The organism is Pseudomonas sp. CGJS7, from assembly GCF_036961695.1.
The window spans coordinates 25,989-45,835 of sequence record NZ_JBAMDI010000091.1 but is presented as its reverse complement, the minus strand read 5'-3'; the positions used below and the strand labels follow the sequence as shown (position 1 = coordinate 45,835).

General features: G+C 67.5%; 17 protein-coding genes. 7 read left to right on the top strand and 10 right to left on the bottom strand.

What is annotated here, in order from left to right; genetic code table 11:
- Positions 1 to 114: 114 nt before the first annotated feature.
- The 3 genes from V7787_RS37000 to V7787_RS36990 form a co-directional block, all read right to left on the bottom strand.
- A complete protein-coding gene (locus tag V7787_RS37000; RefSeq protein WP_336092571.1) occupies positions 115 to 1,176 on the bottom strand; it encodes a hypothetical protein in 1,062 nt (353 codons plus the stop codon).
- Complete coding sequence (locus V7787_RS36995) at positions 1,173 to 2,159, bottom strand: acyl-CoA desaturase (protein ID WP_336092570.1); 987 nt, start codon at positions 2,157 to 2,159, stop codon at positions 1,173 to 1,175. The genes V7787_RS37000 and V7787_RS36995 overlap by 4 nt, the downstream gene beginning before the upstream one ends.
- A 396-nt stretch (positions 2,160 to 2,555) precedes the next feature.
- A complete protein-coding gene (locus tag V7787_RS36990; protein ID WP_336092568.1) occupies positions 2,556 to 3,050 on the bottom strand; it encodes a GreA/GreB family elongation factor in 495 nt (164 codons plus the stop codon).
- 202 nt (positions 3,051 to 3,252) lie between these two features.
- Between V7787_RS36990 and dbpA the strand changes: the two genes are divergently transcribed.
- Positions 3,253 to 4,653: an ATP-dependent RNA helicase DbpA gene (gene dbpA / locus V7787_RS36985; RefSeq protein WP_336092565.1), complete on the top strand. Its 1,401-nt coding sequence runs from the start codon at positions 3,253 to 3,255 to the stop codon at positions 4,651 to 4,653.
- Positions 4,654 to 4,742: 89 nt separating this feature from the next.
- On the opposite strand, the gene V7787_RS36980 is transcribed toward dbpA, so the two are convergent.
- Both V7787_RS36980 and V7787_RS36975 read right to left on the bottom strand, forming a co-directional pair.
- Positions 4,743 to 5,138: a DoxX family protein gene (locus V7787_RS36980; RefSeq protein ID WP_336092562.1), complete on the bottom strand. Its 396-nt coding sequence runs from the start codon at positions 5,136 to 5,138 to the stop codon at positions 4,743 to 4,745.
- Positions 5,139 to 5,262: 124 nt separating this feature from the next.
- A complete protein-coding gene (locus V7787_RS36975) occupies positions 5,263 to 6,459 on the bottom strand; it encodes a glycoside hydrolase family 64 protein (RefSeq protein WP_336092559.1) in 1,197 nt (398 codons plus the stop codon).
- Between the two features lie 508 nt (positions 6,460 to 6,967).
- On the opposite strand from V7787_RS36975, the gene V7787_RS36970 reads away from it, so the two are divergent.
- The 3 genes from V7787_RS36970 (at position 6,968) to V7787_RS36960 (ending at position 11,449) form a co-directional block, all read left to right on the top strand.
- Positions 6,968 to 8,389 carry a M1 family metallopeptidase gene (locus V7787_RS36970; protein ID WP_336092556.1) on the top strand — a complete coding sequence of 474 codons (1,422 nt, stop codon included), beginning with the start codon at positions 6,968 to 6,970 and terminating at the stop codon, positions 8,387 to 8,389.
- Positions 8,390 to 8,577: 188 nt separating this feature from the next.
- Positions 8,578 to 11,016: a TonB-dependent receptor plug domain-containing protein gene (locus V7787_RS36965; RefSeq protein ID WP_336092553.1), complete on the top strand. Its 2,439-nt coding sequence runs from the start codon at positions 8,578 to 8,580 to the stop codon at positions 11,014 to 11,016.
- Between the two features lie 49 nt (positions 11,017 to 11,065).
- On the top strand, positions 11,066 to 11,449 hold the full coding sequence (locus tag V7787_RS36960) for a TfoX/Sxy family protein (RefSeq protein ID WP_336092551.1): 384 nt from the start codon (positions 11,066 to 11,068) through the stop codon (positions 11,447 to 11,449).
- Between the two features lie 362 nt (positions 11,450 to 11,811).
- On the opposite strand, the gene V7787_RS36955 is transcribed toward V7787_RS36960, so the two are convergent.
- Positions 11,812 to 12,696 carry a LysR substrate-binding domain-containing protein gene (locus V7787_RS36955; RefSeq protein ID WP_336092549.1) on the bottom strand — a complete coding sequence of 295 codons (885 nt, stop codon included), beginning with the start codon at positions 12,694 to 12,696 and terminating at the stop codon, positions 11,812 to 11,814.
- Positions 12,697 to 13,059: 363 nt separating this feature from the next.
- On the opposite strand from V7787_RS36955, the gene V7787_RS36950 reads away from it, so the two are divergent.
- Both V7787_RS36950 and V7787_RS36945 read left to right on the top strand, forming a co-directional pair.
- Positions 13,060 to 13,989: a DMT family transporter gene (locus tag V7787_RS36950; protein WP_336092546.1), complete on the top strand. Its 930-nt coding sequence runs from the start codon at positions 13,060 to 13,062 to the stop codon at positions 13,987 to 13,989.
- 261 nt (positions 13,990 to 14,250) lie between these two features.
- Positions 14,251 to 15,141 (top strand): cyclase family protein, encoded by an 891-nt coding sequence (locus V7787_RS36945; protein WP_336092544.1) that lies wholly within the window; start codon positions 14,251 to 14,253, stop codon positions 15,139 to 15,141.
- A gap of 276 nt (positions 15,142 to 15,417) precedes the next feature.
- Here V7787_RS36945 and V7787_RS36940 read toward each other — a convergent pair whose 3' ends face one another.
- Positions 15,418 to 16,317, bottom strand: coding sequence for a LysR family transcriptional regulator (locus tag V7787_RS36940; RefSeq protein ID WP_336092541.1), 900 nt, complete (start codon positions 16,315 to 16,317; stop codon positions 15,418 to 15,420).
- 82 nt (positions 16,318 to 16,399) lie between these two features.
- Between V7787_RS36940 and V7787_RS36935 the strand changes: the two genes are divergently transcribed.
- The gene (locus tag V7787_RS36935) at positions 16,400 to 17,050 is read left to right on the top strand and encodes an NAD(P)-dependent oxidoreductase (protein WP_336092538.1); all 651 of its coding nucleotides are present in this window, start codon (positions 16,400 to 16,402) and stop codon (positions 17,048 to 17,050) included.
- 352 nt (positions 17,051 to 17,402) lie between these two features.
- On the opposite strand, the gene V7787_RS36930 is transcribed toward V7787_RS36935, so the two are convergent.
- From V7787_RS36930 to V7787_RS36920, 3 genes are all read right to left on the bottom strand, one after another.
- Positions 17,403 to 18,368, bottom strand: a complete 966-nt coding sequence (locus V7787_RS36930; protein ID WP_336092536.1) for an aldo/keto reductase — start codon at positions 18,366 to 18,368, stop codon at positions 17,403 to 17,405.
- Positions 18,369 to 18,433: 65 nt separating this feature from the next.
- On the bottom strand, positions 18,434 to 19,348 hold the full coding sequence (locus V7787_RS36925; RefSeq protein ID WP_336092534.1) for a DUF72 domain-containing protein: 915 nt from the start codon (positions 19,346 to 19,348) through the stop codon (positions 18,434 to 18,436).
- Positions 19,345 to 19,770: a VOC family protein gene (locus V7787_RS36920; protein ID WP_336092531.1), complete on the bottom strand. Its 426-nt coding sequence runs from the start codon at positions 19,768 to 19,770 to the stop codon at positions 19,345 to 19,347. The genes V7787_RS36925 and V7787_RS36920 overlap by 4 nt, the downstream gene beginning before the upstream one ends.
- Positions 19,771 to 19,847 lie beyond the last annotated feature (77 nt).

The window sequence follows — 19,847 nt, the reverse complement described above, 5'->3', positions numbered from 1 at the left end:
GTTCCATCGCCCGCCGGTTCCTGCCTCGTATGCCCCGTGATTCGCGCCGACAGGCGAATCATCACACCCGCGCCGACGAACGGCGTGAGGGCGGGGCGGCGGGCCTGGGCGCGATCAGGCCGAGGCGGCGGCCTCGGCGCGGTGGCGGTAGAACTCCAGGATGGTGTCGCTGAAATCGCCGATCAGCCAACCCGCCAGCGGCACGGTGTACCAGTTGAAGCCGGTGCTGACCCGGTATTCCATGCGGATCTTCAGCTCGGTGGCGTCGCCGCGCGGGGTCAGGGTGTAGACGGTGTCGCGCAGGTCGAAGTAGTCGCCGCCGATGCGCACATGATCGTCGAGCGCGCCGGCCGGCACCGAGTCCTCATCGAACTTGTATTGCCAGCGCACGTAGCGTTGCGGGCTCCAGTCGCTGGACATCTGCTTGAAGTGGATGCCCTTGCCCATGCGCACCTCGCGCACCAGCCCGGTCGGGGTTTGGTGGGTGAGCCCGGCCAGCGGCGTGGGTACGCCGATGCGGTACATCCAGGCGCGGTCGACTTCGGCCGAACGGATCCGGTCGGCGTCCAGCAACAACGCCCACACCGCTTGCGGCGAGGCTTGAATCAGCGCGCTGCGTTCGACGTATTCGAACCGCTGCGGCTGCTCTTGGCCGACGCCGAGCGCGGCCAGCACCAGCGGCAGCGCGACCACGCTGTAGACGGTAGGCGTTTTCGATTTGCCGGCGCGCCGGCAGATCAAGCCCATCGTCACCCCGCCCATGGTGCCGAACACAGCGAAGATCGGCATGACCATGATCACGCAGATCATGCCTTCCAGCGCGAACCACATGCTGCCGAGCATGCACAGCACCACGCTCAGCATCGGCGCGAAGATGTGATAGGTATTGCTGCGCGGCCGCACGCGTTCGGCCAGGTAGACGGTGACCGCGCCGATGGCGAACGGCGCCAGCAGGATGAAGATCCACAACATGGTCGCCAAAGCGCTGCCGGGTTTGCCGTTGAACGCCAGGCGCAGCAGCAGGCCGATCAGCGCGCCGCCGAGCACCGGCGAGAGATGGGCGAGCACTTCCAGGCTGCGGTCCGAACGCGGCGGCGGGGCTTGCGGCGCGCTGAGGTGCGGTGGCAGCGGCGGCGGAGTGGCCGATGCGGAGGGTTGGCGGGTTTCGTCGGTCATCGCGCGGTCCGGGTGAGCAGGGCAGTGGGGATGTGGACGCGTCCGGGGAACGGCTGCGGATCTAGACGATGCAATTCCTCACGTGCCGGCAGGTCTTCCGGCAAGCGCAGATCGTGCACCAGTCCAAGCCGCTCGCATCCGCGCAGGAACCACCAACCCGGGTCCCACTCGCCCGGATACAACCCGAGTTTGGACGAGCCGGGAAACGCGTGATGGTTGTTGTGCCAGCACTCGCCCATGGTCAGCAGCGACACGAAACGCACGTTGCGTCCCTGCACGTTGGCGCCGCGCACTTCGTGATGCATGCCGCCGTGGTTGTGGGCGAAGTAACCGATCAGCCAATGCCCGAACACGCCGGCGGTCACGCGCGCGCATAGGCCCCAGAACACCCAACTCCAGCCGCCGATGGCGAAGAACGCCAGCGCCCACGGCAGGTGTTGCAGCATCCAGGTGCGTTGCAGGAAGCGGTAGAAGCCATCGTCGCCGATGCGCGATTCGATCTCGATCCGCGGCGGCTCGCGCAGGCGCAGTTCGCAGTGCAGTTGCCACCAGGCATCGACCAGCCAGCCGCGGCGATGGGCGAGGTAGTCGTGGCAGTGCGGCAGGCGCTGGGCGTAGTCGCGCAGGTCGTGGGTGCGGACCAGGCCGATCGGTCCGGCCAGACCGACCTGCACGCCGCAGTAGACCAGCAGGTATTCCAGCCATTTGGGGCAGGCGAAGCTGTCGTGGATCAGCTTGCGGTGCATGCCGACCGAATGCCCGAGCAGCAGCACCAGCGCGGTGCTGGTTACGAACAGGGCGACGCCGGACCATGAGAAACAGGCGATGCCGCCGACCACTGCGCCGATGGCCATCGAGGTCAGCCACAGCGAGCGGATCGGTTCCCAGACCACGCGGCCTTCGCTGACGCTGCGGATCGAATCGCTGGTTTCAGCCCGCTGGCGGACGCGGTGCGATTGCAGGCTTGCCGGTAGTGCGGTCATGACCTCTCCCTGGTGGAACCGGTGGTCTGTATGTATTCAGCAATTAACTAATTTGCTAAATGATTCGGCGTGGGGCGGGGTGACGTCAAGTGTGGGCCGACGAATGGTTGGGGGAGGTGGGGCTTGGGGATTTGGGGTAGCAGCAAAAGCAAAAGCAAATCCCCCCTGCCCCCCTTTTTCAAAGGGGGGAACGGCAAGAGCGCAAAGCGGGGTGGGGGCAACGACGGCGGCGACAACAGCGACAGCGACAGCGACAGCGACAACGACCACAGCGCCGTCACCGTCACGGTCGCCGTCGCCGTCGCCGTCGCCAGCGACAACAGCCGCGCGCGCAAGCTTTTGCTGTTCCCCCCTTTGAAAAAGGGGGGCAGGGGGGATTTGCTCTTGCTCTTGCCCTTACCCGTACTCGATAGCCAACACTTCCACCAACAAATCCCCCGCCGGCCGCTTCCAGGTCACCGCCTCATCCACCCGCGCCCCATGCAGCGCGCGCGCCAGCGGCGAGACCCAACTGATCAACCCGTGCTCCGGATCGGCCTCGTCCTCGCCGACGATGCGATAGCGATACTCCTGCCCCTGATCGTCGACCAGTTCCACCCGCGCGCCGAACGCGACCCGGTCGGCCGGCTGACGTTCCGGAGCGATGGTGATCGCGCCGAGAATCCGCGCCTGCAGCCAGCGCATCTCGCGTTCGATGTGGGCGCGGTCGAGCTTGGCGCCGACCGCGTCCATATCGAGCGCGGCGACCCGGCGCGCCGCATCGTCCAGACGCGAGCGCAACAACGCCATGCCGCGCGGCGTCACGTAGTTGGGGTGCTCGCTGATCGGCAACTCCGGCAGATCGCCGGGATTCTCGTCGCCGTCGCCTTCCTTGACGAAAGCGCGGCTCATGTCGGTACGTTCTGATCGGGCATCGGACCACTGTATGTCAGCGATCGTTGCCGACGGGTGAGCGGTGCGGCGCCGACGTTTGCGCAAATTGGCCGTAAGCGCGGGCCGGCGCGGACGCGTGGGAATCGCGGATTTCGCGGCGCCCGCCGGCTTCGCTGGCCGGGTGGAGAGAAAGCTCGGCCCGAAGCTGCGATCATGGCGCATGAATTCGCCCACCGCTCCCACCGAAGCCGCCGGCTTCGACTCCCTGGCCCTGAACCCGGCGCTGCTGCAAGGCGTGGCCGCGCTCGGCTACACCGCCATGACCCCGGTGCAGGCGCGCGCGCTGCCGGCGATCCTGGACGGCCGCGACCTGATCGCCCAGGCGCCCACCGGAAGCGGCAAGACCGCCGCGTTCGGCCTGGGCCTGCTGCAGCGGCTCGACCCCGCCGCGATCCGCACCCAGGCCCTGGTGCTGTGCCCGACCCGCGAACTGGCCGATCAAGTCGGCACCCAGTTGCGCAAGCTGGCCTTCGCGATCCCGAACCTGAAGGTTTCGGTGCTGTGCGGCGGCATGGCCCTGGGCCCGCAGCTGGCCTCGCTGGAACACGCGCCGCATGTGGTGGTGGGCACGCCCGGCCGCTTGCAGGAACTGCTGCGCAAGAAGGCGCTCAAGCTCGACGGCGTGCGCACGCTGGTGTTCGATGAGGCCGACCGCATGCTCGACATGGGCTTCGAGGAGCCGATCCGCGAGATCGTCGCCAAGACCCCGAAGACGCGGCAGAGCCTGCTGTTCTCGGCGACCTTCCCCGAGGCGATCCGCGACCTCGCCCGCGGCGCGTTGCGCGAGCCGGTCGAGGTCACGGTCGAAGGCCAGGCCACCGCGCCGCAGATCGAACAATATTTCTACGAGGTCGAGCCGAACAAAAAGACCCCGCTGCTGGGCGCGTTGTTGCTGGAATACCGCCCCGATTCCTGCGTGGTGTTCTGCAACATGCGCAAGGACACCGAGGAAGTGGTCGGCTCGCTCAGCCATTACGGCTTCACCGCGTTGGCGCTGCACGGCGAGATGGAGCAGCGCGATCGCGACGAGGTGCTGGTGCGCTTCGCCAACCGCAGCTGCAACGTGCTGGTCGCCAGCGACGTGGCCGCGCGCGGTCTGGACGTGGAAGACCTGGGCGCGGTGGTCAATTACGACTTGCCGACCGACCCGGACGTCTACGTGCACCGCATCGGCCGCACCGGCCGCGCCGGGCGCGGCGGCGTCGCGCTGAGTCTGTGCGGCCCGCGCGAAACCGGCCGCGCCCAGCAGATCGAACAGATGCAGGGCGCGCCGCTGCAATGGCGCCGCGCCGAACCGCTCAGCGGCAAGGCCAAGAACGCGCCGCCGGCGCCGATGACCACGCTGCGCATCGATGCGGGCAAGACCGACAAGCTGCGGCCGGGCGATATTCTCGGCGCGCTGACCGGGGATGCGGGCTTGAAGGCCGATGCGGTCGGCAAGATCAACGTGTACGCGACGCGTTCTTACGTCGCCGTCGCGCGTGGGCAGGCCGCGGCCGCGCTGGCGCGGTTGCGCGAGGGCAAGATCAAGGGGCGCAAGTTCCGGGTCAACCGGATTTGAGGCTGGCGTTGCGGTGAAGCCCTGGGTCCCCGCCTTAGCGGGGATGACGGCTTCGGGCAGGCGCGGTGGCGGGGCGGGCGCGTCGCGGCTTACTTGCCGTTGAGTCCGTACCGCCCCGGCCCCAGCAACGCCACCGCCAGCGCGGTGCCCAGGAACATCGCCTGCAGCTCGATCGCCCAGCCGCCTTGTTCGTTGAGCTGGCCGAGTTGGCCCAGATGCACCAGCCCGATCGCCACCAGCATATTGCCGGCGATCAACACCGCGCCGATCCGCGCGTAGAAGCCCAGGATCAGCAGCACCGGCGCCAGCACTTCGCCGAGCAGCACGCCGTAACCGAGAAAGCCGGGCAGGCCGTGCGACTCGACCAGACCGACGATGCCTTCGGTGCCGCCGCGCAGCTTGGACACGCCGTGCAGCAGGATCAGCGCGCCCAGGGTCAAACGCAGCAGCAGCTTGCCCAAGTCCTGGTACTTGTCGGTGTTCATGGCGATTCCCGCGGCGATGGGCGTGGCCGGCAGGATAAGGTCCGGCCGCGCCGAGGCGGCGTGAAACCGCCGCTGCGCGACGACGCGACGGACGCGCTCGCGCGCCCGCCGCATCGCGGCCGCATCAGCGCAACGCGCGCAGCGTCACCGTCAAGGTGTCCGGATCGCCCGAACGCGCCGCGCCGCTGAAGTCCTGGCCGCCGCTCGGCGAGACGTCGTCGTAGGGGAACGCGTAGCCGCGGTTGTCGGGCAGACGCTCGTGAACCAGCCGCGCGTAATGATTGGTGCGCGCATTGCGATAGAAGCGGCTGGCGACTTCGCCCTGCGGCTGGTTGGCGTTGTCGAGCAAGGTGGTGCGGTTCAGCGCCGCGGCCAGGCGCGGGATGATCGCCTTGCGCACCTCGCTGGCGCCGCCCAGGCTGAAGGGGCCGCTGTCGCAGCTGAGCACGTCGGCGGTGCTGGGCTTGGCGAAGGTTTCGCCGTTGTTGAAGCGCAGCAGCCCGCCGCTGACTCTCGCGGTGAGCACGCCGAACTGCGACTGGGTGTCGACGGTCAGGGTGTTGGATGCGTATTTGTTCCAGACCGAATCGATGTAGCCGGCCAGATAGTTCTGGAACCGGCTGGCTTGATAGTGCGCGCTCATCGCCCGCAGGTTGCGGCCGTCGCTGCCGCGCTGGATCAGCGAATCCCACGCAGAACCTTCTTGCGAAGCCTGTTGCTGCAGCGCGTAGCAGATCGGGTCCAGCGAACCGGCCGGCAGGCCCGGAATCGTTTCCACCCGCCCCGACAGCGAACGCAGCGACAGGCCCACGGGCGCGGCGACGAAATCGACGTAGCTGATGTTGGAGAACAGCTCGTACTCGTTGAAGGTGAATTCGGCGAAGGTCCAGTTCTTCTGGAAATTGGTGTCGCTGGTGTTGAGGAAGCTGGGATGGACCACGGCCGGTCCGGGATTGACGAAGAAGTTGAGCTTGCTGCCGGTGACCACGTAGATGCGCGCGCCGTACATGCGCGGCACCGACACGCGGGTGGTCGAGCCCTGGCCGCCGAGCGGAATCGCGCAGTCCGCGCCCAGCGGCGTCACCGGCGCGGAAGGCGAGGGCGGGTAATAACTGCTGCCGTCCGCGCGCACGAACAGCGGCCGGTCGTTGGAGAAACCGACCACGTAGGCGTAGGCGGTGTTCTGGCCCGAGGCGTTGACCAGGGCCAGGTTGAACCGCGCCGGGGTGGCGGCGAAGGCGCTGCGCGACACCAGCGGACCGGCGACGCCGGCGGCCAGCGCGGCCGCGCCGGCGCCGAGGAAACTGCGGCGAGTGACCATCGTTGAAGCTCCTGAGCTGGGCAAGCGATGGCTTTCGGTCAGGGCTCAGGCCCGGTGGGGGCCTGGCGGCATCATGCCGCGGCAGGGCCTTGCAGAAGGCGCGAGCTTGCGTGGGTGGGCGCGAGCGCCGGCGAGGCCGAAGCCCGCGCGCCCGCGCTCACGGTCCGCACCTTGTCCTATGATTGACAGCGCTGTCAGTGATCGGCGGCGCAGATCGGACAGCGCGCGCGATGCTGCATTGCGGCGCGTGTGGGCTCGCGCGAACGCTGAATGCGCAAGCTGAACGAGCGCGGCCTTGCCGCATCGGCTTTTTCCGCGCGTGTTTCCATAACCCAGGCCAACTTGGAGGACGGCAGTGGGTTCCGATAGCGCGCCGACATCGGCGATCATCCCGCGGTCGCCGCGGATACCCGAACGCCGCGCGCGCATTCACCCCGATCCGCGCTCGACGCGGATCGATCGAACACAGGAACGCGCCGGCCGGCGCGAGGGGCAGGACGAAACACCGATGCGACATGCATTGAGCCAGACCGCGCGGTTTTTTTCGCGCTACCGCGGTGCCGCCGCGTTGTGGGCGCTCGCCTTGTGCGCGGCGCCGTGGACGGCATCGGCGCAGAGCGCGGCGGCGCGCGCCGGCGCCAATATCGACGTGCTGCATTACAGCGCGCGGATCGAGCCGGACATCGCCGCCAAGACCCTGCGCGGTCAGGTATCGATCCGGCTGACGCTGCGCGGCGACAACGCGCAGCAGATCGAATTCGACGCAGGCGATCTGGAAATCGAACGCGTCAGCGAAAACGGCAAGGCGCTGACGTTCGAAAAGATCGAGCAGCGTTTGCGCATCCGCCTGCCCGCGCCAGGCCGCGCGGGCGAGCGTCGCGAGATCGACATCGCGTACCGCGGCGCGCCGCGCTACGGCCTGGAATTCCAGCCCGAACGCGGCGAGGTGTATACGATCTTCTCCACCAGCCAATGGCTGGTGTGCATCGATGCGCCGTCGGAGCGGGCGACCCTGGATCTGACCTTGACCGTGCCCAGCGGCCTCAAGGCGGTCGGCAACGGCCGTCTGGTTTCCAAATCCGCATTGGGCGGCCGCCGCGATTCGTTCCGCTGGCGCCAGGACGTGGCCATGCCCAGCTACGTCTACGGCTTCGCCGCCGGGCGCTACAACGAGGCTTCCGCCACCGGCGAGAACGGCTCGCTGCGTTTCCTCTCGGCCGATCTGCAGAGCGCGCAGCTACGCAAGGTGTTCGCCGACAGCGCCGACATGATGCGGTTCTTCGGCCGCCGCGCCGGCATCCGTTTCCGCGGCGACTACACCCAGGCGCTGGTGGCCAAGACCGTCGGCCAGGAACTGGACGGTTTCTCGCTGATGTCGGAAGCCTACGGCCGCGAGGTATTGGAGAAACCGGAGAACGAGTCGCTGATCGCCCACGAGTTGGCCCATCAGTGGTGGGGCAACATGGTCACCTGCCGCGACTGGGGCCACTTCTGGCTCAACGAAGGCTTCGCCAACTTCATGGCCGCCGCCTACGTCCAGCACCGCTTCGGCGATGCGGCGTATCGCGAGCGGGTGGAGGCGTGGAAGCGGCGGGTCGACAAACTGCGCGAGGCGGGCAAGGACCACGCGCTGGTCTACGCCAGTTGGAACAAGCCCAGCGCCGACGATCGCGCCGTGGTCTATCAGAAGGGCGCCTACGTGCTGCACCTGCTGCGCGAGGAACTGGGCGAGCGCGCGTTCTGGCGCGGCGTCCGCGGCTACACCCGCGCCTATTACGGACACTCGGTGGTGACCGCGGATTTGCGCAAGGCGATGGAGCGGGCCAGCGGCCGCGACCTGTCCGGGTTCTTCGCGCGCTGGGTGGAATCGGTCGAGCCGGCGCCGGCCAAGCCCGAAGCGGCGGCCAAGCCCGAGGCTTCGACCAAGTAACCGATACGCGTTGGCCTGCGGCGGCCCGTCCGAGCGAGCGGCGCTCGGGCCGGCGCGCCCGCGACCCGCATAAAGCGCGGCCGCCTGCTCGGTTCTTTTCACATTTCCGGTCCGCGCACTGTGCACGAACGGCTGTCTTGGCTTTAGGCTAGGGGATCGCCCCGCCAGACCCGCAAGGACCAGCCGTTATGACCCAGCTCCGCCTCGCCCCCCGTCGCGCCCACCTGTATCGCGCCGTCCATTGCGCGCTGTGGCTCGCCGGCACCGCGTTCGCCGGCAATGCCCTGGCCCAGGACGCCCAGCAGGCGACGCCGTCCGCGCCGGCGAGCGAGGCGCGCACGTTGGAGACGGTGTCGGTGCTGGGGTCGCGCCGCAGCCAGCGTTCCTCCGACACCACCTCGATCTCGCCGGTCGACGTGCTGCCGATGGCCAAGGCGGCCGAGGAAGGCGGCCAGTTCGATCTGGCCCAATCGCTGCAATACACCGCGCCCTCGTTCAACTCCACCCGCCAAAGCGGCGCCGACGGCGCCGACCTGGTCGACTCGGCCGCGCTGCGCGGTTTGGGTTCGGACCAGACCCTGGTGCTGGTCAACGGCAAGCGCCACCACACCACCGCGCTGCTCAACCTGTTCGGCGCGCGCAACCGCGGCAACACCGGCACCGACCTCAACACCATTCCGTTGATGGCGATCGACAGCGTCGAAATCCTCCGCGACGGCGCCGCCGCGCAGTACGGTTCGGACGCCATCGCCGGGGTGATGAACATCTCGCTGAAGAAGCGCAAGGGCTGCGAAGCGGTCGCCGGCTACGGCCAGTACTCCAAGGGCGACGGCGAAAACTGGCTGGCCACCGCGTACTGCGGCTTCGGCCTGGGCAGCGACGGCAGCATCGGCATCACCGGCGAATGGCAGGACCGCGGCCGTTCCGACCGCTCCGAGCCGGCCGGCAGCCCGCGCATCATCGGCGACTCCAAGATCCGCAACGAGACCTTGTTCCTCAACGGCGACAAGCCGCTGGGCGAAAACCTGGACCTGTATTTCACCCTCGGCGTGCAGAAGCGCGACGCGTCCTCGGCCGCGTTCGCCCGTGACGGTCTGGGTTCGGAAGACATTCCCTCGCGCAACTCGGCGGCGATGTATCCCGACGGCTTCGTGCCCTTCATCGACGGCGACATCGACGACCGCTTCGCCATCCTCGGCCTGCGCTGGGCGCTGGGCGAGTGGAACGCCGATCTGTCCTACACCTACGGCTACAACAAGCTGCGCTATCAGATCAACAACACCCTCAACGCCTCCATCGCCAACCTCGACTTGCTCAACGGCGGCCGCGGCGTGAGCGCGCGCAGCTTCGATGCCGGCGGTTTCTCGTTCGAACAGAAGACCGTCAATTTCGACGTCAGCCGTTTCTACGATCAGGTGTTCAACGGCCTCAACGTGGCCTTCGGCCTGGAACGCCGCGATGAGCGCTACAAGATCTTTGCCGGCGAGCCGGGCTCCTACATCGACGCCGACGGCGTGGGCGAGGGCGGCAACGCCGGCAGCCAGGGCTTCCCGGGCTTCCAGCCGGCCGACGCCGGCGGCCACAGCCGCGACAGCTGGGCCGGTTACGTCGACGTGGAAGCGGACTTCACCGACCGCTTCACCGCCGGCGTGGCGCTGCGTTACGAGGACTACAGCGATTTCGGCAACACCACCACCGGCAAGCTCGCCGCCGGCTTCCGCGCCACCGACACCTTGATGTTCCGCGCATCGGCCAGCACCGGTTTCCGCGCGCCGTCGCTGCAGCAGAAATACTTCTCTTCCACCATCACCGACTTCGTCAACGGCGAACCGGTCGACGTGGTGATCGCGCCCAACGGCGGGTCGATCGCCAACGCCGCGGGCCTGCCGCTGCTGACCAAGGAGAAGTCGCGCAACTTCACCCTCGGCCTGACCTGGTCGCCGACCGCCGACACCTCGTTGACCCTGGATGCCTATCGCATCGACATCGACGACCGCATCGTGCTCAGCGGTCGCTTCGACACCACCGACCCGACCATCGGCGGCATCCTGGATTCGCTCGGCGTCGGCCAGGCGCAGTTCTTCGTCAACTCGGTCGACACCCGCACCGAAGGCCTGGACTTCACCTTCAACAACCAGCGCGAGCTGGGCAACGACTTCAAGCTGGGCACCTTCTTGGCGTTGAACCTCAACCGCACCAAGGTCAACGGCATCCACGCACCGCCGGCGCTGGTCGGCCGCGAGGACGTGCTGTTGTCCGAACGCGAGCGGCTGTTCATCGAGCAGGGCGCGCCGCGGTCCAAGGCCGTGCTCGGTTTCGATCTCGAACGCGGCGCGTGGGAAGGCAACCTGAAGGTGATCTACTTCGGGCCGCAGACCCTGGGCACGTTCTCCGGCACCGCGGCCGGCGTGCCGAACGCGCGCTACAAGGCCCGCACCTCGGCCGACCTCAGCGTCACCTACGCCTTCAGCGAGAACACCAAGCTGACCGTCGGCGGCGCCAACGTGTTCAACGTCAAGCCGACCCGGCAGAACCCGGACGAAACCGACAACGGCCACGTCTTCGACAGCGTCCAGTTCGGTTTGAACGGCGCTGCTTACTTCGTGCGCTTGTGGCATAAGTTCTGATCGGTCCGCGCCAACGCGCGGCGGCCGGCGATGGCGATAAGATCCGCCCATGAGCGCGGATCTGATCGCCCACCTTCAGGACTTGGCTTCCGACTTCGGCGCGCTCGATGCGCGCCGGATGTTCGGTGGTTACGGCCTCTACCACGATGGCGTGATGATCGGGCTGATCACCGGCGATGTGTTGTATCTGAAGACCGTCGAGGACACCCGCGAGCGCTTCCGCGCCGCGGGCGGCGAGCCGTTCCTGTATGCGCGGCGCGGGGAGACGGTGCCAACCAGTTATTGGACGGTGCCGGAGGCGGCGATGGATTCGGCGCAGGAGATGCGGCCGTGGTTGGCGTTGGCGTTGGAGGCGGCGTTGCGTAAGAAGGCGGCTTCGGGGAAGAAGCGGGTGGCTAAGAAAGCGCCTGGGAAGAAAAAGCCGCGCGGTTGAGGGCTTGCTTCGGGGCGGGTAAGAGCGAATCCCCCGCGCTTTAGTGCGTGCGGACATCGGATTGGCGTCGGGCGCTCGCCCCCTTTTTCAAAGTGGGCGCCTACTGGCGCGCTTGTGGCTGGCGAAGCCGGAGCGTCTGCAGTCGCCAACAGTACCCCATCGCAGTAAAAGCGAATCCCCCGCGCTTTAGTGCGTGCGGATATCGGATTGGCGTCGGGCGCTTGCCCCCTTTTTCAAAGTGGGCGCCGGTTCGCGCGCTTGCACCCACCGGAGCCGAGGTCCTCGCAACCACCCACGCCACCCCATAGCAGTTCCCCCCTTTGAAAAAGGGGGGGCTAGGGGGGATTTGCTCTTGCTCCCCCTCAACGCTTCTCCACCGCCAACAACCAATCCAAAAACGCCTTGGCCGCCGGCCGCAGCCGCCGATGCGAGGGATAGATCGCGTAATACCCCCACCGTGCCGGCATCGCCGGCCCCGGCAAACGGATCAACTGCCCCGCAGCCAGATACGGCACCACGATCTGCTCGCGCGCCAGCGCCACGCCGATGCCTTGCGCGGCCGCCATCATCGCGTCGGTGGTGTTGCTGAAGATGTAGCGCTCTTCCAGCTTGCGCCCATGCACGTCGGCGGCGCGGAACCAGTCCTGCCAACCTTGCCGGGCCTGGTCGGCGATCAGCGGCATTTCCGCGATCTGCGCCGGCGTCTTCACCTGGTCCACGCCGGGCAAGTGCGGCGAGGCCACCGGGAACAGCGCGTCGTCCATCAGATGATGGGAGGTCAGCCCCGGCCAATGCCCGGCGCCGTGGCGGATGCCGATGTCGGGGCCGTTGTCGTCGAAACGGGTCAGCGCGATCTCGGTGTCGACGCTGAGCTGGATCTTCGGATGGGCGCGGGTGAACTGGCCCAGGCGCGGCAACAGCCAGGTGTAGGCCAGCGAGTGCAGGGTGGTGATGCGGACCCGGTCGCGCTCCTCGCGCGCCAGCTTCAGGCTGCGCAGCACGCCGTCCATGTCGGCCAGCGCGGTGCCGGCGGCGTCGGCGAGCTGGCGGCCCTCATCGGTCAGCGCGACCCCGCGCGCGTGGCGCAGGAACAGGCTCAGGCCGAGCCGGTTTTCCAGTTTGCGCACGTGGTGGCTGATCGCGCTGGCGGTCAGATGCAGCTCTTCGGCGGCATGGGCGAAATTCTGATGCCGGGCCGCGGCCTCGAATGCCGCCAGGGCCGGTAACCAGTCTGCTCTGAGGGCCATGTCGAGCCTTGAATTTAATTTGTGGCTAGGTTCGAAAGTATGCGCTTGTCTGGGTTTGGCGGCCAGTCAGAATAGCGGGCAGGGAAAAGCCAGATTGTCGCCAGGAGCGCCGGGCGGACCTTTCGCGAGCCGCCGCGATCGCGGCCAGGGACGAATCGCGCGGTCCGTCGGCGGGGGCGATCGGTCCGGGCGAGCGGTCGCGACACGCCGGTCGCGAAGTCGCTTGGCGATCGCCGTCGCGCGGATACCGAACGACACCCGATCCGGATATTTCCGCCGCGGCGCTCGCGGCATGCTGCACCCAGATTCGCAAGCCGGCGCCCCCACGCACCGGTTCCGCCACCGTCGCTTCGCGAGGTCAACATGAGTACGTCGGAAACGCTCCGCATGTCCGAGCAGTCGCAATCGCAGTCCACCCCGCCGGCGCAGGCGGCCACCGTCCAGGCCTGGCGCACGCCGCTGGAACTGACCATCCTCGGCGCGATCTGGGGTTCCTCGTTCTTGTTCATGCGCGTGGCGGCGAAGGATTTCGGCGCGGTGCCGCTGGTGGAGATGCGCCTGGGCCTGGGCGCGCTGATCCTGTTGCCGTTCCTGTGGAAGGCGCGCGAATCGTTCAAGGGTGCGATCTGGGCCAAGCTGGCCTTGATCGGGCTGATCAATTCGGCGATCCCCTTCATCCTGTTCGCCTGGGCCGCGCAGCGCGCGCCGGCCGGCATCGGTGCGATCACCAACTCGATGGCGGTGCTGTTCACCGCGCTGGTCGGGTTCTTGTTCTTCGGCGAAAAGATCGGCGCTCAGCGCGCGGTCGCGTTGCTGGCCGGTTTCGCCGGCGTGGTGGTGCTGGCCAGCGGCAAGACCGCGGGCGCGAGCATCGGCTGGGCGGTGGCGGCCGGTTGCGCGGCCGCGTTCCTGTACGGCGTCGGCGCCAACCTGGTGCGCCGCCAGCTCACCGGTTTGCCGGCGGCCGCGGTCGCCGCGGCGACCTTGGGCACTTCGGCGTTGTTGATCGCGCCGTTCGCGATCGCGCAATGGCCGGCGCATGCGATCCCGGCCAAGTCGTGGTTTTCCGCGTCGATGCTCGGCGTGGTCTGCACCGGTATCGCCTTCGTTATGTACTACCGCCTGATCCAGCGCATCGGCGCCGGCCGCGCGGTCGCGGTGACCTATCTGGTGCCGCTGTTCGGCGTGGCCTGGGGCTGGATGCTGCTGGGCGAGCCGTTGACGCTGAGCATGCTGATCGCCGCGGCGATGATTTTGGGTAGCGTGGCTTTGAGTCAGAAAGCGGCGAAGTAAGGCTGCGGATGGAGGCGGTGTCGCACCGCCTTCGACCCGCGACGATTCACTGCGGCCCGACGCCCACACGCTCCTTTCACCGTCATTCCGGCGAAAGCCGGAACCCATTTTGCTGTTGTTGTTGCTGTTGTCGTTCGCCCGGATCCAAGCCAGAGCAAGATCAAGATGGGTTCCGGCTTTCGCCGGAATGACGGTGAGGAGGGGGCTGGACCGCGGACGGCAACGTAATCCAACGCCCAACTCACTCTCCGGAGCCCCCGCTTGAGCGCCATCCAGCACCGCGTCCAGTTCGATTTCGAAATCGAGTTCAGCAACGGCGGCGGCCTGCAAGGCCAAGGCTTCCGTCTGGACATCGACGGCGACGACATCGCCGACGCCGAGTTGATCGATTACATCGTGCGCGACCTGCGCCTGTTGATGGTCGGCCCGGCGCGCATCCTCAACAAGCGCATCATCGTCGAGGCGCACAAGCGCAAGGTCGGCGAGATCGAAAGCGGGCAGGTGCGCTACATCGATCTGAGCCACACCATCGAAGACGGCCTGACCACCTACCCGGGCATGCCGCCGGCGCATATCTGCGACTACCTCAGCCGCGAGCGTTCGCGCGAGATTTACGAGGAAGGCACCGAGTTCCACATCGGCCGCATCGACATGGTCGCCAACACCGGCACCTACATCGACTGCCCTTCGCACCGTTATGCCGACGGCAAGGACTTGGCGCAGATCGGCCCGGAGGATTGCGCCGATCTGGACGCGATCGTGGTGCGGGTCGCGGCGGATGTGCGTGCGATCGACGATAGCTATTTCCGCGACCTGGAACTGCGCGGCCGCGCGGTGCTGGTGCACACCGGCTGGGACCGGCATTTCGCCACTCCGGCTTACAGCGTGGACCATCCGTTCCTGACCGAATCGGCGGCGCAATGGTTGCGCGATTGCGGGGTGAAGCTGGTCGGCATCGATTCGGTGAACATCGACGACACCCGCGGCAAGAGCCGGCCGGTGCATTCCACCTTGCTGGGCGCGGGGATCTTGATCGTCGAGCATCTGCGCAATCTGGCTGCGCTGCCGGATGAGGGGTTTCGCTTCAGCGCGGTGCCGCCGAAGGTCAAGGGGATGGGGACGTTTCCGGTGCGGGCGTTTGCGAGTTTGTGATCTGGGGTTCGAAGGCGGCTGACTGAAGCCGCTGATGTTTTTGCTGGCTCTCCCCGCGAAGGCGGGAATCCAGAGCCACGAGCCTTCAGCGCGCTTTTCCAGACCGTCATTCCCGCGAACGCGGGAATCCAGAGACTTCGAGCGTTCTCGCACGAAAGGCCCTGGATTCCCGCGTTCGCGGGAATGACGGTAGGTGAGGGCGCTGTTTTCGACTTTCGACGTCCCACGTCCGATGTCCGATGCCCGACGTCCAGCATCGAACACCCAACCCCCACCTCACCCCAAATAAGCCTGCAACGCCGCAATCGCCATCCGCACCTTCGCCGGCTGCGCATCGCGCTGCGCGGTGACCGCGAACACGCCCAGCGGCGGCATCGTCCATTCCGGCAGCACCAACACCGCGCGGCCGTCGGCCAGCAGCGGCGCGGCGTCGGGTTCGGGCAGGCGCACGATGCCCAGGCCCTGCAGCATCATTTGCCGCAATGTGCTGGAGTTGTTGCTGACGATGCGTCCGCTCACCCGCACCCGCCGCGCGGGTTCGCCGTCGCGGTACAGGTCCACGTACTCGGGCTGATTGATCACGCTGAGGATCAGCATCGGATGCTGCGCCAACTCCTCGGGCGTGCGCGGCAACCCGTGTTCGCGCGCGTAGTCGGGCGAGGCCAGCAGCCAGTACGGCCACTGCGCCATGCGCCGCGCGATCAGGTTGGAATCGACCAGACGGCCGATGCGGATCGCCAGATCGATGCGTTCGGCGATCAGATCGATCTGCCGGTCTTCGGCGAACACCCGCAGCGACAGGTCCGGATACTCGCGCAGCAGCGGCGCCAGCGCGCCGGCCAGATGCGCGGCGAATCCCACCGGCACGGCCACCCGCAGCTCGCCGCGCGGCTGCTCGCGCAACTCGCCCAGGCGCCCGTCGGCGTTGCGCGCGGCGTGCAGCATCGACGCGCAATCCTCGTAGTAGCCCTGGCCGATCTGGGTGGTGGTGAGCTTGCGGGTGGAGCGGTGCAGCAGCACCACGCCGGTCTCGGCTTCGAGCTGGCGCAGCTGCTGGCTGACCGCCGAGGGCGTCATATCCAGTTCGCGCGCGGCCGCGCTCATCGACCCCAGCTCGACCACCCGGGCGAACACGGCCATGCGTTTGAGTCGGTCTATCGTGAAGTCCAGCTTCATGGTGCTAGCTTTCCTGGCCGGATTATCGTCGGGTCTGTAAGTGAGGAGACTATATCCCGACCCCACTCACTGGAACCTCTCCATGAACATCGTTCTGATCGGCGCCACCGGTTACGTCGGCCGCGCCGTGCTCGAAGAAGCCCTCGACCGCGGCCACCGGGTGACCGCCATCGCCCGCAACCCCGACGCGCTGCCCGCGCACGCGGGTCTGACCGTCCAGGCCGCCGCGCTGGACGGCCGCGACCCCGGTCAGATCGCCGACCTGGTGCGCGGCCACGAGGCGGTGATCGCCTCGTTCAATGCCGGCGGTTGGAAGAACCCGAATCTGCAGGCCGAGACGGTGGCTGGGTACGCCCAGATCGTCGCCGGCATGAAGCAGGCCGACGCGCCGCGGCTGTTGGTGGTCGGTGGTGCCGGTAGCCTGGAGGTCGCGCCGGGGCAGCAGTTGCTCGATCAGCCCGGTTTCCCCGACGAATACCGCGGCGCGGCCGAGGCCATGCGCACGGTGTTGCGCGGCTTGCGCGAGGAGCGCGAGCTGGATTGGAGCTTCCTGTCCCCGGCCGCGCACTTGGTGCCCGGCGAGCGCACCGGCCGTTTCCGTATCGGCGGGGAGCAGTTGTTGGTCGACGACAACGGCGACAGCCGGATTTCGGTGCAGGACTATGCGGTGGCGTTGATCGATGAGCTGGAGCAGCCGGCGCATTCGCGGGCTCGGTTTACTGTGGCGTACTGATGCGGGAGCGGATGGGTTGTTGCCCGTAAGCGGCTTCGTCTGAAGAGGCGAAGCCGCTGTACTCAGGACTTTAGAGCCACCTTCCCAGGCCGTCGTTCCCGCGTAGGCGGGAGTCCAGAGACTTCAGCGTCATCCTTCCAGATCGTCATTCCCGCGTTCGCGGGAATGACGTTCTAGAGAGGTCGCGCTAAAGGTTCGTGGCCCTGGATGTTCGGCCCCGCCGAAGTAAAGCGGAGCCCGCGTTCGCGGGAATGACGGTAGGTGGGAGCGCTGTTGCCGTGTTTCGCATTCGCAATCCCGAATCTTCGACGCGGCGGCCGCTGCGCATCAATCGCCGCCAAGTAACAACCCCTCACTCCACCGCCGCGATCAACGCCTCGCGCTGCTTCGCATCCAACATCGCGCCAACCCCCGCCTTCAAATTATCGGTCTGATTCTTGGGCTTGGACGTCGCCGGAATCACCACAGTGGCCGCCGGATCGCTCAACGCGAACTTCAAGAACAACTGCGCCCAAGAACCGGCGCCGACTTCAGCCGCCCACGCCGGCAAAGCCTTGCCTTTGACCTGCGCGAACAAGCGCCCGTCTTCGAACGCGCGATTGATCATCACCGCGATCCCCAACTCACGCGCCAGCGGAAAAATCGTCCGCTCCGCACCGCGCGAAACCACCGAGTAGTTGATCTGGACGAAGTCGGGCTTGAGCGAGCGCAGGTATTGAGCCAGTTCTTCCTGCGCCTGCTCGCGATAATGGGTGAGGCCGACCAGCCGCACCTTGCCCTGTTGCTGGAGTTCGCGCGCGAGCGCGAACTGAGTGCGGGTGTCGCCCAGGTTGTGCACCTGCAGCAGGTCGATCCGCTCGGTGCGCAGCCGCCGCAGCGATTGTTCGAACTGGGCCTGGCCTTGTTCGCGACCGCTGACGCCCGACAGCTTGGTCGCCAGGAACACCTTCGGCCGCAAGCCGGCGTCGGCGACCAATTCGCCCAGCACGTCTTCGGCGCTGGAATAAGTGGGCGCGGTATCGATCACGCTCGCGCCGGCGTCGGCGAAGCGTTTGAGCACTTCGCGCAGCGGCGCGCGCGCGGCGGCATCGTCGCCGATTTCGAAGTTGCCGGAGGTGCCCAGGCCGATGACCGGAATCGATTCGCCGGTGGCCGGAATCTTGCGTTTCAGCAACGTACCGGAAAACGGCGTATCGGCGCTGGCGGCCGCAGGCGCCGCGGCGGGCGCGGCTTCGCGGCTGCAGGCGCTGATCGGCGCCAGGGCGAAACCGGCGGCGACGATGGCGCCGGAACTGAGGAAATCGCGACGACTGGCCATAAGCGTGCTCGCTGCGGGTGATCGGTTCGGACGGATCGGGCTGCGCGCTTGCATGGCCTCAGGCCTCAGCGCGCGCCCAACATCTGCAACAACCGCATCGACGCGGCCGGGTTGCGCTCTTTGGCCGCGCTGATGAAGTAGACGTACACGTCGCGCGGCGCGGCCGGCGCCAGCGGTTCGCCGGCATGCGGCAACTCGGGATTGTCCTCGCCGCGCGCCCACGCCCGCACCCGCCGCGCCCAGGTGTCCAGTTCCTCTTGCGGATAACCGGTGGGGATCTCGGCGCGCGCGCGCATCAGCCGCGCGTAGACGAAATCGCCGGTGATGTCGGCCAGCGACGGGTATTCGTCGGAGTCGGTGAACACCGTCGGCACCCGGTGCGCGCGCGCCAGTTCCAGATAGTCCGGCGAGAGAAAGCTCGGGTGGCGGACTTCCAGCACGTGCTTGAGCTTGCGGCCGTCTAGCTCGCGCGGAAGCGAGTCGAGAAAGCGGGCGAGGTCGTCGCGATCGAACGGACGGCTCGGCGCCAGCTGCCACAGGATCGGCCCCAGGCGCGCGCCGAATTCGGCCAGACCGCCGTCGATGAAGGCCTTGGCGCCGCCGCCGGCCTTGGCCAGCGCGCCGAACTGGGTCACCCGCTGCGGCGCCTTGAGCGAGAACACGAAATGCTCCGGCGTGTCCGCCGCCCACTTGGCGTAGGTGGCCGGCTTCTGCGCGCTGTAGAAGGTGCCGTTGATCTCGATGCTGCTGAGCTGGCGGCTGGCGTATTCCAGCTCGCGCCGTTGCACCAGACCCTTGGGATAGAAGTTGTCGCGCCACGGCACGAAGGTCCAACCGCCGATGCCGCTGCGGATGCCGTCGACCGGTTTGACCCCGGGATTGCCGGCGAGCGGGTCGGCCGGCGCGGCCGCGGCGGGGGCCGCGAACAGATCGCCGCCGGAGGCGGATGCGTCGTTGGAGTTGCTGCGTTTGCGGTTCATAGGTTCCAGGGGTTGTAGGTGCCGAACCACCAAAGCCGGCCTTCGATGTCGCGACAGGTGTAGGCGCGCCCGCCGTAGTCCTGGTCGGCCAGCTCGACCACGATGTCGGCGCCGGCCGCGCGTGCGCGGGCGTAGTGCTCATCGGCGTCGCTGACCACGACCGAGCAGGCCTGAGTTTCGCGCCCGCCGATCTCATCGGGTTGGACGATACGCTTGGACCACTCGCCCTCGGTGCTCGGATCGACCGAGCCGAGCATGATCATGCCCGGTCCGTAGGTCAGCTGGGCGTGGTGGACGATATCGCCGTCCTGATACACGGCGTGTTTTTCGAAACCGAAGGCGCGGCACAGCCACTCGATCGCGGCGGGCGCGTTGCGGTAGCGCAGGGACGGGATGATGGTGCTTCCGGCGATGGGATCCATGAGACGGCTCCTGAGACGGCGGACGGCGCGGGAATCTCGGCAAGCGGTGACACTCGTCAGACGACGAGGATAGCGCG